General features: G+C 65.5%; 12 protein-coding genes. All 12 read left to right on the forward strand.

Annotated features, from left to right (window positions below; all coding sequences use genetic code 11):
* The first annotated feature begins 58 nt into the window (after nt 1-58).
* Nucleotides 59-547 carry a YqaA family protein gene (locus tag NCCP691_RS04465; protein WP_220807047.1) on the forward strand — a complete coding sequence of 163 codons (489 nt, stop codon included), beginning with the start codon at nt 59-61 and terminating at the stop codon, nt 545-547.
* 117 nt (nt 548-664) lie between these two features.
* Nucleotides 665-4,657 (forward strand): DUF3683 domain-containing protein, encoded by a 3,993-nt coding sequence (locus tag NCCP691_RS04470; RefSeq protein WP_220807048.1) that lies wholly within the window; start codon nt 665-667, stop codon nt 4,655-4,657.
* Nucleotides 4,658-4,660: 3 nt separating this feature from the next.
* Nucleotides 4,661-5,101 (forward strand): HIT family protein, encoded by a 441-nt coding sequence (locus NCCP691_RS04475; RefSeq protein WP_220807049.1) that lies wholly within the window; start codon nt 4,661-4,663, stop codon nt 5,099-5,101.
* Nucleotides 5,102-5,103: 2 nt separating this feature from the next.
* The gene (locus NCCP691_RS04480; RefSeq protein ID WP_220807050.1) at nt 5,104-5,514 is read left to right on the forward strand and encodes a gamma-butyrobetaine hydroxylase family protein; all 411 of its coding nucleotides are present in this window, start codon (nt 5,104-5,106) and stop codon (nt 5,512-5,514) included.
* 154 nt (nt 5,515-5,668) lie between these two features.
* A complete protein-coding gene (gene ubiE / locus NCCP691_RS04485) occupies nt 5,669-6,403 on the forward strand; it encodes a bifunctional demethylmenaquinone methyltransferase/2-methoxy-6-polyprenyl-1,4-benzoquinol methylase UbiE (protein WP_220807051.1) in 735 nt (244 codons plus the stop codon).
* A 9-nt stretch (nt 6,404-6,412) separates the two neighbouring features.
* Nucleotides 6,413-7,330, forward strand: coding sequence for a Tim44 domain-containing protein (locus tag NCCP691_RS04490; RefSeq protein WP_220807052.1), 918 nt, complete (start codon nt 6,413-6,415; stop codon nt 7,328-7,330).
* A gap of 88 nt (nt 7,331-7,418) precedes the next feature.
* Nucleotides 7,419-7,988, forward strand: a complete 570-nt coding sequence (locus tag NCCP691_RS04495) for a ubiquinone biosynthesis accessory factor UbiJ (RefSeq protein ID WP_238482313.1) — start codon at nt 7,419-7,421, stop codon at nt 7,986-7,988.
* Nucleotides 7,989-9,563 (forward strand): ubiquinone biosynthesis regulatory protein kinase UbiB, encoded by a 1,575-nt coding sequence (ubiB, locus tag NCCP691_RS04500; RefSeq protein ID WP_220807054.1) that lies wholly within the window; start codon nt 7,989-7,991, stop codon nt 9,561-9,563.
* A 4-nt stretch (nt 9,564-9,567) separates the two neighbouring features.
* The gene (locus NCCP691_RS04505; RefSeq protein WP_220807055.1) at nt 9,568-10,191 is read left to right on the forward strand and encodes a methyltransferase; all 624 of its coding nucleotides are present in this window, start codon (nt 9,568-9,570) and stop codon (nt 10,189-10,191) included.
* Nucleotides 10,192-10,284: 93 nt separating this feature from the next.
* On the forward strand, nt 10,285-11,754 hold the full coding sequence (locus NCCP691_RS04510; RefSeq protein WP_220807056.1) for a high affinity choline transporter 1: 1,470 nt from the start codon (nt 10,285-10,287) through the stop codon (nt 11,752-11,754).
* Nucleotides 11,755-11,857: 103 nt separating this feature from the next.
* Nucleotides 11,858-12,160 carry an FmdB family zinc ribbon protein gene (locus tag NCCP691_RS04515; RefSeq protein WP_220807057.1) on the forward strand — a complete coding sequence of 101 codons (303 nt, stop codon included), beginning with the start codon at nt 11,858-11,860 and terminating at the stop codon, nt 12,158-12,160.
* Between the two features lie 29 nt (nt 12,161-12,189).
* Nucleotides 12,190-12,819, forward strand: a complete 630-nt coding sequence (locus tag NCCP691_RS04520; RefSeq protein WP_220807058.1) for a DUF502 domain-containing protein — start codon at nt 12,190-12,192, stop codon at nt 12,817-12,819.
* The last annotated feature ends 11 nt before the right edge of the window (nt 12,820-12,830 follow it).

The raw sequence follows: 12,830 nt of genomic DNA on the forward strand, positions 1-12,830 counted from the left end.
CGGCGCGCAAGGGAACTCGTCATTATAATGGACGCCCCTCGTCAACTCTCATCCATTCATGATCGAAACGGCAATCCGCTGGCTGTTCGACGTCCTCGCGGTTCCCGAAGTCGGCCTCACGTCCGTTTTCCTGATCAGCCTGCTGTCCGCCACGCTGCTGCCGATGGGTTCGGAGCCCGCGGTGTTCGCGGTGGTGAAGGCGAACGAGGCGATGTTCTGGCCAACCATCCTGGTCGCCACCGTCGGCAATACCATCGGCGGCGCGATCGACTACTGGATGGGCTATGGCGCGAAGCAGGCCTTCGCCAGGGAGCGCGAAAGCCGCTGGTTCGGCTGGCTGCAGCGCTACGGCGCCAAGACCATGCTGCTGTCCTGGCTGCCCGGCGTCGGCGATCCGATCTGCACGCTGGCGGGCTGGCTCAAGTTGCCATTCTGGCCATCGATCTTCTACATGGGGGTCGGCAAATTCCTGCGCTACCTGACGATGACCGCCGCGCTGCTCTGGGTTCCCGACGGCTTCTGGCGCGATCTTGCCAACCTGTTTTGACTGTTTGGAAAAGAATCCAACATATTCAATGATTTAGCCATGCACGAAGTAAGGCTGTTGAAGTCCGCCGCATGGCAATACGCTAAAATGCGCCTTTAGATCAGCGCACCACCCCAGATGAACGCCCCAGCACAAATCCAGGCCCTGCTTTCCGATGCGCAGACCGACGCTGCTCCGTCGCGCCTGCGTGAAATCCCCTACAACTACACCTCGTTCTCCGACCGCGAAATCGTCATCCGCCTGCTCGGCGAGGACGCGTGGCGGCTGCTGGACGAGCTGCGCAGCGAGCGCCAGACCGGCCGCTCCGCGCGCATGCTGTACGAGGTGCTGGGCGATATCTGGGTCGTGCGCCGCAATCCCTATCTGCAGGACGACCTGCTCGACAATCCGCGCCGCCGCGACGCGCTGATCGATGCGCTGAACCACCGCCTGAATGAAGTCGAAAAGCGCCGCCTGACCAGCGACCTGGCCGAGGCGGGCGATGCCAACGCCAGGCGCCGCAGCGTGGCGGTCGAGTCGCTGCTGAAGGCGGCCCGCAAGGCGGTCGCCGACTTCGGCGACGAATTCCGCAGGATGCAGGAACTGCGCAAGCGCGCCACCCGGGTGCTGGCCCGCTACACCGCCAAGGACAACATCAAGTTCGATGGCCTGTCGCGCGTCTCGCACGTGACCGACGCCACCGACTGGCGCGTCGAGTATCCGTTCGTGGTGCTGACGCCGGATACCGAGGACGAGATGGCCGGCCTGGTCAAGGCCTGCATCGAACTCGGCCTGACCATCATCCCGCGCGGAGGCGGCACCGGCTACACCGGCGGCGCCGTGCCGCTGACGCCGATGTCGGCCGTGATCAACACCGAAAAGCTGGAGCAACTCGGCGCGGTCGAAATGACCGCGCTGCCGGAAGTCGGCCGCGAGTACGCGACGATCTATACCGGCGCCGGCGTGGTCACCAAGCGGGTATCGGACGCGGCGGAAAAGGCCGGCTTCGTGTTCGCAGTCGATCCGACCTCGGCGGAAGCTTCCTGCATCGGCGGCAATATCGCGATGAACGCCGGCGGCAAGAAGGCCGTCCTGTGGGGCACCGCGCTCGACAACCTCGCCAGCTGGCGCATGGTCGACCCCAACGGCGACTGGCTGGAAGTCACCCGCATCGGCCATAACCTCGGCAAGATCCACGACGCGCCGATGGCGAAGTTCAGGCTGGAGTGGTCGCATCCGGCGGAAAAGGGGCGCCGCAGCGAACCCTTCCGCACCGAATACCTGGAAATCGAAGGACGCCGCTTCCGCAAGGAAGGCCTGGGCAAGGATGTCACCGACAAATTCCTTGCCGGCCTGCCCGGCATCCAGAAGGAAGGCACCGACGGCCTGATCACTTCCGCGCGCTGGATCCTGCACCGGATGCCCAGGCATGCGCGCACGGTCTGCCTCGAATTCTTCGGCCAGGCCCGCGACGCGATTCCGTCCATCGTCGAGATCAAGGACTTCCTCGACGCCGAGGCGAAGAAGGGCGGGGCGATCCTCGCCGGCCTCGAGCATCTGGACGAGCGCTACCTGCGCGCGGTCGGTTATGCGACCAAGTCCAGGCGCGGCGTGCTGCCCAAGATGGCGCTGATCGGCGACATCGTCGGCGACGACGAGGAAGCCGTCGCACGCGCCGCCTCGGAAGTGATCCGCATGGCCAATACCCGCGTGGGCGAGGGCTTCGTCGCCGTCAGCCCCGAGGCGCGCAAGAAATTCTGGCTCGACCGCGCCCGCACGGCCGCGATCGCCAAGCACACCAATGCGTTCAAGATCAACGAAGACGTGGTGATTCCGCTCGACCGCATGGGCGAGTACACCGACGGCATCGAGCGCATCAACATCGAACTGTCGATCAAGAACAAGCTGCAGCTGGTCGAAGAGCTGCGCAGGTTCTTCGCCTGCAGCCATCTGCCGGTCGGCAAGAGCGAGGATGCCGACGCCGCCATTCCCGCCGAGGAGCTGCTGGAAGACCGCGTGGTGCAGGCCCGCCAGCTGGTCGATCTCGCCGGCGCGCGCTGGCAGTACCTGCTCGCCAATCTCGACAAGCCGCTCAAGGCCGCGCACGATGATCTCGCCGCGCTCGGCGTGCCGATGACCTGGATCGACGAGCGCCTGCAGCGGCAGCCGGATGCCGCGCTGTTCCATGTGCTGCAGGACCGGACCATCCGCGTGTCGTGGAAGGCCGAGCTGCGCGCGCCGCTGCGCCAGATCTTCAACGGTGCCGCCTTCAAGCTCATTCTCGAGGAGTGCAATGCGCTGCACAAGCGCGTGCTGCGCAGCCGCGTGTTCGTCGCGCTGCACATGCACGCCGGCGACGGCAACGTGCATACCAACATCCCGGTCAACTCGGACAACTACGAGATGCTGCAGGATGCGCATGCCGCGGTGGCGCGCATCATGGTGCTCGCGCGTTCGCTCAATGGCGTGATCTCCGGCGAGCACGGCATCGGCATCACCAAGCTGGAATTCCTCACCGAGGACGAGCTGCGCGATTTCCGCGACTACAAGCTGCGCGTCGACCCGGAGGGCCGCTTCAACAAGGGCAAGCTGCTCAACGACCCGGCCATGCCGTCCGACCTGCGCAATGCCTACACGCCGTCCTTCGGCCTGATGGGCCATGAGTCGCTGATCATGCAGCAGAGCGACATCGGCGCAATCGCCAACAGCGTCAAGGACTGCCTGCGCTGCGGCAAGTGCAAGCCGGTCTGCTCGACCCATGTGCCGCGCGCGAACCTGCTCTACTCGCCGCGCAACAAGATCCTCGCGACTTCGCTGCTGGTCGAAGCCTTCCTGTATGAAGAGCAGACCCGCCGCGGCGTGTCGATCAAGCACTGGGAAGAATTCGAGGACGTGGCCGATCACTGCACCGTGTGCCACAAGTGCTTCACGCCGTGCCCGGTCGACATCGACTTCGGCGACGTGTCGATGAACATGCGCAACCTGCTGCGCAAGATGGGCAAGAAGTCCTTCAATCCGGGCACCGCGACCGCGATGTTCTTCCTGAATGCGACCGACCCGGCGACCATCAACGCGACCCGGCAGGCGATGACCGGCATCGGCTTCAAGGCCCAGCGCCTGGCCAACGACATGCTCAAGAAGTTCGCGAAGAAGCAGACCAAGGCGCCGCCGGCCACGCACGGCAAGCCGCCGGTGAAGGAGCAGGTGATCCACTTCATCAACAAGAAGATGCCGGGCAATCTGCCGAAGAAGACGGCGCGCGCGCTGCTCGACATCGAGGACGACAAGATCGTGCCGATCATCCGCGATCCGAAGCAGACCACCGCCGATACCGAAGCGGTGTTCTACTTCCCGGGCTGCGGCTCGGAGCGGCTGTTCTCGCAGGTCGGCCTCGCGACCCAGGCGATGCTGTGGCACGTCGGCGTGCAGACCGTGCTGCCGCCGGGTTACCTGTGCTGCGGCTATCCGCAGCGCGGCGCCGGCCAGTACGACAAGGCCGAGAAGATGATGACCGACAACCGTGTGCTGTTCCACCGGGTCGCCAACACGCTGAACTACCTCGACATCAAGACCGTGGTGGTTTCCTGCGGCACCTGCTACGACCAGCTGCAGAGCTATGAATTCGAGAAGATCTTCCCCGGCTGCCGCATCATCGACATCCACGAGTATCTGCTGGAGAAGGGCGTCAGGCTGGAAGGCGTCAATGGCGTGCGCTACATGTACCACGACCCCTGCCACAGCCCGATGAAGCAGCAGGATCCGCTGAAGACGGTGAACGCGCTGATCACCACCGCCGACGCGCAGAAGATCGAGAAGAACGACCGCTGCTGCGGCGAATCCGGCACCTTCGGCGTGAGCCGGCCGGACATTTCGACCCAGGTGCGCTTCCGCAAGGAAGAAGAAATGCGCAAGGGCGCCGGCAAGCTGCGCGACGACGGTTTCGACGGCCAGGTGAAGATTCTGACCTCCTGCCCGTCCTGCTTCCAGGGCCTGTCGCGCTACAACGAGGACGCCGGCACCAGCGCCGATTACATCGTGATCGAAATGGCGCGCCACCTGCTCGGCGAGAACTGGCTGCCCGAGTATGTGGCACGGGCCAACAACGGCGGCATCGAACGCGTACTGGTATAAGACATGAGCGACAAGCCTTCCTGCGAACTCTGCGAACAGCCCGGCGGCGAAGTCATCTACCGCGACGACAACTACCGGATCGTGCTGGTGGATGACGAGCGCTATCCCGGTTTCTGCCGCGTGATCTGGAATGCGCACGCGCGCGAAATGACCGATCTCTCCAGCGCCGAGCGGGCGATCCTGATCGCCGCCGTATTCCAGGTCGAGGAGGCCGTGCGCGAGGCGATGGCGCCGGACAAGGTCAATGTCGCCAGCCTCGGCAACGTGGTGCCGCACCTGCACTGGCACGTGATTCCCCGCTACGAGAACGACGCCCATTTCCCGAATCCGATCTGGGGCGAGCTGCGCCGCACGCCGGACCCGTCCGACATCGAGCAGCGGCGCGCGCGGGTCGAGCGCCTGCGCGAGCTGCTGCAGGACCGTTTCCACGAATCCCTACTCTGATCATGACTATTCCTTCGCCTACCGCGCTGACGGTGCACAAGCAGTCGCGCACCCTGGAAATCGCCTTCGACTCGGGCGAGCGCTTCAGCCTGCCCTTCGAATTTCTGCGGGTTTATTCGCCCTCGGCCGAGGTGCGCGGCCACGGGCAGGGCCAGGAAGTGCTGCAGACCGGCATGCGCGACGTGCTGCTCACCGACGTCCAGCCGATGGGCAATTACGCGGTGCAACTGACTTTTTCCGACGGCCACAATTCCGGCATCTATTCCTGGGACTACCTGTACGCCATCGGGCAGAAGCAGGCGCAGATGTGGGAAGACTACCTGCGCCAGCTGGAGGGGGCCGGCTACACCCGCGAAAGCGGACGCGACGCGCCGATGACCCGCAAGGGTTCGGCCTGCGGTCACCAGCACTGAAGCCCCTGCCGGCTTCCTCCCGCCGCACTTCCGCCGTGCCCGCTTGACCGCGGGCAAGCTCAATTCAGCGCCGATTTCTCGCCGCACGGAACGTCTGCCGGCCGCGCGGGTCTGCACTTGTATAATGCAGCCTCGACTATGAAGGCTGGCCCCCATGACCAATACCACTCATTTCGGTTATCAAACCGTCGCAGAAGAAGAGAAGGCGCACAAGGTCGCCGAGGTGTTTCATTCCGTCGCCGCGAAGTACGACGTGATGAACGACCTGATGTCCGGCGGCCTGCACCGGCTGTGGAAGACCTTCACCATCGCCCAGGCGGGCGTGCGGCCCGGCTTCAAAGTGCTCGACATCGCCGGCGGCACCGGCGACCTCGCCAGGGCCTTCGCGAAGCAGGCGGGTCCGACCGGCGAGGTCTGGCTCACCGACATCAACGAGTCGATGCTGCGCGTCGGTCGCGATCGCCTGTTGAACAAGGGCCTGGTGACCCCCACCTTGTTGTGTGACGCGGAAAAGCTGCCGTTCCCGACCGACTATTTCGACCGGGTGTCCGTCGCCTTCGGCCTGCGCAACATGACGCACAAGGACCAGGCGCTGGCCGAAATGCGGCGCGTGCTCAAGCCCGGCGGCAAGCTGCTGGTGCTGGAGTTCTCCAGGGTATGGGAGCCGCTGCAAAAGCCGTACGACGTGTATTCCTTCTCGGTATTGCCCTGGCTCGGCCAGCGCATTGCCAACGACGCCGAAAGCTATCGCTATCTGGCCGAGTCGATCCGCATGCATCCGGACCAGGAAACGCTCAAGCAGATGATGCAGGAGGCGGGACTGGAAAGGGTGGAGTATTTCAACCTGACTGCCGGCGTGGCCGCGCTGCATACCGGCATCAAACTCTAGGAGCTAGCCATGAAGAAGTATGTCGTTGCACTGATGGTCGCGCTGAGCGCAGCCACCATGGTCGTCCCTGAAGCCGATGCCAAGCGCATGGGCGGCGGCAGTTCCATCGGCCGTCAGTCGCAGAGCATGAACCGGCAGGCGACGCCGCCGGCACAGCAGCAGCCGTCGCAGGCCAGTCAGGCGGCACCGGCCAACCCGGGCGCGGCGGCGGCCAATGCCGCCCGCCCGAGCCCGTGGCGCGGCATCCTCGGCGGCGCGCTGCTCGGTCTCGGCCTGGGCGCGCTGCTGTCCCACCTGGGCATCGGCGGCGCGCTGGCGAGCGTGATCGGCACCATCCTGACCTTCGCGCTGATCGCGCTGGCGATCATGTTCATCGTGCGCATGGTGCGCGGCAAGAATGGCGGCAACCGGCCGGCCTATGCGGGCGCGGGATTCGGCGGACAGCCGATGGCGCGCACGCCCGAGATCGGCTCCGGCCTGAACCAGCCGTCGGGTCCGGCGGCCTTCCAGGATCAGACCGCCTACTCGTCCGCGGGCGCCGCGACCATGGATGTTCCGGCCGACTTCGACGTGCCGGCCTTCCTGCGCCATGCCAAGACCTATTTCATCCGCCTGCAGGCGGCATGGGACCGGGCCGACATCAACGACATCCGTGAATTCACGACGCCCGAGATGTTCGGCGAGCTGCGCCTCCAGCTGCAGGAGCGCGGCGCCTCGGCCAACCACACCGACGTGGTGTCGCTCGACGCGGAACTGGTCGGCATGGAACGCACCGCGACCGACTACGTCGCCAGCGTGCGCTTCTCCGGCATGATCCGCGAAGAGGAAAACGCGCCGGCTCAGCCCTTCGCCGAAGCCTGGCACCTGAGCAAGCCGATCGCCGGCCAGGGCGGCTGGGTACTGGCGGGTATCCAGCAATTGTCCTGAGCCCGGCTGTACGCTCCGGCAAGCTGTTACACTTGGGCCGCCCGTGATTCACGGGCGGCTTTGTTTTGCGATCATGATTCCTTCCCCCATGCCTTTGCCGATAGCCGCGGTGATCAATCACCTGCTTGCGCCCGAACCCTGGGCGCGTGAAAAACTCGCCCGCCACGCGGGCAAGGTCGCGCTGTTCGATGCCGGCCTGCTGTCGCTGCGGCTGCGGGTCGCCGCCGACGGCATGGTGGAGGATGCCGGCGAGGGCTCGCCCGACGTGACGATCAGGGCCAGCATGTCCGACCTGCCGCTGATTGCGCAAAACCGCGAACAGGCGTTTTCCTATGTGCAGATCGACGGCGACGCCGATTTCGCCCACACGATTTCGCAGCTCGCGCAATCGCTGCGCTGGGAAGCAGAGGCCGATCTCGGTCGCGTGATCGGGGATGTGGCCGCGGTGCGGCTGGTCGGCGGCGTGCGCCACGCGCTCGATACCGCGAAGACGGCCCAGCGCAAGCTGGCCGAAAACCTGGCCGAGTACTTCACCGAGGAGCAGCCGTTGCTGGTGCGGCCGCACGCCGTGAATGATTTTTCCGCCGAAGTGAACCGCCTGCGCGACGACGTCGAGCGGATCGCCAAGCGCATCGAGAAGCTGAAGGGAAGCCGCTAAATGTTTTTCCGTTTTCTGCGGCTGTTCAAGATCGCCCGCGTCGTCGTCAAGTATGGACTGGACGACATCGCCGTCTCCGGCCTGGCCAGCCCGCGCCTGGCGCGGCTGATCGCCGCGCTGAGCTTCTGGCGCGACATCTCGGCGCCGCGCGGCAAGCGCCTACGCATGGCCCTGGAAGAGCTGGGACCGATCTTCGTCAAGTTCGGCCAGGTGCTCTCGACGCGGCGCGACCTGATGCCGCCCGATATCGCGGCCGAGCTGGCGCTGCTGCAGGACCGCGTGCCGCCCTTCGACAGCGCGCTCGCGGTGCGGCAGATCGAAAAGGCGCTCGGCGCCCATCCCGACGAACTGTTCGCCGAGTTCGAGCGCGAACCGGTGGCGTCCGCGTCCATCGCCCAGGTGCACTTCGCCCGCCTCAGGGACGGCACGGCGGTCGCGGTCAAGGTGCTGCGGCCGGGCATGAAGCGTTCGATCGAGGAAGACATCGCGCTGATGAAAGTCGCCGCCGGCATGGTGGAGCGGCTGTGGGCCGACGGCCGCCGCCTGAAGCCGCGCGAGGTGGTCGGCGAGTTCGACAAGTATCTGCATGACGAGCTGGACCTGATGCGCGAGGCGGCCAACGCCAGCCAGCTGCGCCGCAATTTCACCGGCTCGGACCTGCTGCTGGTGCCCGAGATGTTCTGGGACTACTGCTCGACCTCGGTCATCGTGATGGAGCGCATGCGCGGCATTCCGATCTCGCAGATCGACCGCCTGGTGGCAGAGGGCGTGGATCTGAAAAAGCTTTCGCGCGACGGCGTCGAAATCTTCTTCACCCAGGTGTTCCGCGACGGCTTCTTCCATGCCGACATGCACCCGGGGAACATCCTGGTATCGGTGGAGCCGGAGACCTTCGGCCGCTACATCGCGCTCGACTTCGGGATCGTCGGCACGCTCACCGATTTCGACAAGGACTATCTGTCGCAGAACTTCCTCGCCTTTTTCCGGCGCGACTACAAGCGGGTGGCGGAGGCGCACATCGAGTCCGGCTGGGCGCCGAAGGATACGCGGGTCGACGAGCTGGAGTCGGCGGTGCGGGCCTGCTGCGAGCCGATTTTCGACCGCCCGCTGCGCGACATCTCCTTCGGACAGGTGCTGCTGCGCCTGTTCCAGACCTCGCGCCGCTTCAATGTCGAGGTCCAGCCGCAGCTGGTGCTGCTGCAGAAGACCCTGCTCAACATCGAGGGCCTCGGCCGCCAGCTCGATCCCGACCTCGATCTCTGGAAGACGGCCAAGCCCTATCTCGAACGCTGGATGCAGGAACAGATAGGCTGGCGCGGCATGATCGCCAAGCTCAAGGAAGAGGCGCCGCACTACAACAAGGTGCTGCCGCAGCTGCCGCGCCTGGTTCACCAGGCGCTGACCGGCGCTTCCGAGCGGCCGCAGGAGACGGTGGATCTGCTGCGCAAAGTGCTCGACGAGCAGCGCCGCACCAACCGCCTGCTGACCTTCGGCGTCTATTTCGGCGGCGGCATCGCGGCGGGCATCGTGATCGCCCAGATGTTCGCGCGCTGGGCACAGTTCATGCACTGGTAACGCCGTGACGACGCCCGACTTCAAGAGCCGCGACCCCAACCAGGCCGATTTCTGGACCGAGCGCTTTGCGCAGGACTTCACGCCCTGGGACCGGGGCGCCGCGCCGCAGGATTTCGCCGCGTTCGTCGCCGGTTCGCCGCGCCGCTATGCGACGCTGATTCCCGGTTGCGGGGCGGGGCACGAGGTGGCGCTGCTGGGCGAGGCCGGCTGGGACGTGACGGCGATCGACTTTTCCCCGGCGGCGGTGGACGCCGCGCGGCAGAAGCTGGGCATCTGGGGCGAGCGGGTGCGGCAGGCGGATTTCTTTGCCTTCGTGCCGGACAGGCCGGTCGAGCTGATCTACGAACGGGCCTTCCTCTGCGCGCTGCCGCGCGAGCGATGGCCGGAGATCGTCCGGCGCTACGCCGGTCTGCTGGCGCCGGGCGGTTTGCTGGCGGGGTATTTTTATTTCGACGCAGCGCCCAAGGGTCCGCCGTTCGGCGCCGATCCGGTGCAGCTGCGCGCCATGCTGGAGTCCTGGTTCGAGCAGATCGAAGACAGGGCGGTCGGCGATTCCATCCCGGTGTTCGCCGGCCGGGAGCGCTGGCAGGTCTGGCGCCGGCGGGAACGGGACGCCGCCCCGGGCTGATGCCGGAAAAAGTGTGGCGGAGAGGATGCAGCGACGCGGAAGACGTACCGATTTTCAATATAATTGGCCCATTTTTCTTCGGAGCAAGCCCGGATGAACGTCACCCTGATTTCCTTCGTCGTGCTGTATCTGCTGGGCACCCTCGCTCTGGGCGTGTGGGCCGGCACCCGCGTCCACAACACGGCCGATTTCGCCGTGGCCGGGCGCAGCCTGCCGCTGGTCATGGTGATCACCACCACCTTCGCCACCTGGTTCGGCGCCGAGACGGTGATGGGCATCCCGGCCCGCTTCGTACAAGGGGGGCTCGGCGAGATCGTCGAAGACCCGTTCGGCGCGGGCATGTGCCTGGTCCTGGTCGGCCTGTTCTTCGCCGCGCGCCTGTACCGCCTCAATCTGCTGACCATCGGCGACTTCTTCCGCCAGCGCTACGGCAAGGGCGTGGAAGTGTTCTGCTCCGCCGCCATCATCCTCAGCTATCTCGGCTGGGTGGCCGCCCAGGTCACCGCCCTCGGCCTCGTCTTCAACGTGCTGACCGGCGGCGCGATGTCGGTCGCCACCGGCATGATCGTCGGCACGCTGGCGGTGCTCATCTACGTGGTGGTCGGCGGCTTCCTCGCCGTCGCCTGGACCGATTTCATCCAGATGATCGTGCTGGTGGTCGGCATGTCCATCATCGCCGTCTTCTCGGCCGACCTCGCCGGCGGCACGGACAAGGTGCTGGCCGTCGCCGGCGAACAGGACCTCTGGAATTTCTTCCCCGAGCCGAGCTTCGTCGAACTCGCCGGCTTCATCGGCGCCGCCCTGACCATGATGCTGGGCAGCATCCCGCAGCAGGACGTCTTCCAGCGCGTGATGTCGGCGAAGGATGCGAATACGGCGCGCAACGGCGCGATCATCGGCGGCGTCAGCTACATCCTGTTTGCCTTCGTGCCGATGTTCGTGGTGCTGTGCGCGGTGATGGTGATGGGCAGTGAAGGCATGGAACTGGCCAAGAACGACTACCAGCGCCTGCTGCCCACCTTCGTGCTGACCCAGATGCCGCTGGTCATGCAGATCCTGTTCTTCGGCGCCCTGCTGTCGGCGATCAAGAGCACGTCGTCGGCGACCCTGCTGGCGCCGTCGACCAGCTTCACCGAAAACATCCTCAAGAACCTGCGCCCGAACATGAGCGACCGCGAGCAGCGGCTCGCGATGCGCATCACCATCGTCGTCTTCGCCGGGCTGGTGCTCGCCTACGCGATCGCGATGCAGGGCACCTCAATCTACGACCTGGTGTCGTCGGCCTACCAGGTGACCTTGGTCGGCGCCTTCGTGCCGCTCGCCGTCGGCCTGTACTGGAAGCGGGCGACCACCCAGGGCGCGATCTTTTCGATCGCCGCCGGCGTCGGCACCTGGATCCTGTTCTTCCCGCAGGTGAGCGGCCTGGGCGACTCCTTCCCGCCGCAGCTGGCCGGCCTGATCGCCGCCCTGACCGGCATGTTCGCCGGCTCGCTGCTGCCGCAGGTGCTGAAGAACCGCCACGACGGACACATCCATCACCTCAAGGCGCACGGCCAGCACTGAAGGGAGGCGGGCAGCCGCCTCCCGCGATGACGGAACGGCATCCTATATTTCCTGGAAAACCTTTATAATTCAGGGTTTTGTACACTTTTTGCGGAGATATTCGATGCCTATCTATGCTTATCGCTGCGAATCCTGCGGTTTTTCCAAGGACGTCCTGCAAAAGGTCTCCGACGCACCCCTGACCGACTGCCCCGAGTGCAGCAAGAGCACGTTCAGGAAGCAGCTGACGGCCGCCGGCTTCCAGCTCAAGGGTACCGGCTGGTACGTGACCGACTTCCGCAACGGCAGCGGCGGCACTTCCAAGCCGGCCACGACCAGCACCACCGACAGCGGCGCGAAAACGGACTCCGGAACCGCGACCGCAGCCCCGGCCGCTGCCCCGGCGCCTGCACCCAGCGCCGGCTGACCTCCGTCACCTGACCTCCGACCTCTGAGATGCGTAAATATTTCATCACCGGCCTGCTGATCCTGGTCCCGCTCGTCATCACCGTCTGGGTGCTGAAGCTGATCCTGACCACGATGGACCAGTCGCTGCTGCTGCTGCCCGAGGACTGGCAGCCGAACAAGCTGTTCGGTTTCCAGATCACCGGCATGGGCGCGGTGCTCACGGTGCTGGTGGTGTTCCTGACCGGCGTGCTGGCCCGCAACTTCATCGGCACGCGCATCGTGCACCTGTGGGAGCGCCTGCTCGGCCGCATCCCCATCGTCAACTCGATCTATTCGAGCGTCAAGCAGGTGTCCGACACGCTGTTCTCGTCCTCCGGCAATGCCTTCCGCAAGGCGGTGCTGATCCGCTATCCGCACCAGAACGCCTGGACCATCGCGTTTCTGACCGGCGTGCCCGGCGGCGATGTGAAGAACCATCTCGCCGGCGACTACATCAGCGTCTATGTGCCGACCACGCCGAACCCGACCTCGGGCTTCTTCCTGATGCTGCCGCGCGCCGACACGATCGAGCTCGACATGTCGGTGGACGAGGCGCTGAAGTACATTGTCTCCATGGGCGTGGTCGCGCCCCCGGCGGCAACGCAGAAGGCACCGAAGGCCGTGCCGGTCCGGACCTGACGCGGGCCAAC

The organism is Noviherbaspirillum aridicola (genome assembly GCF_019656455.1).
Taxonomy (GTDB): Bacteria; Pseudomonadota; Gammaproteobacteria; order Burkholderiales; family Burkholderiaceae_D; genus Noviherbaspirillum; species Noviherbaspirillum aridicola.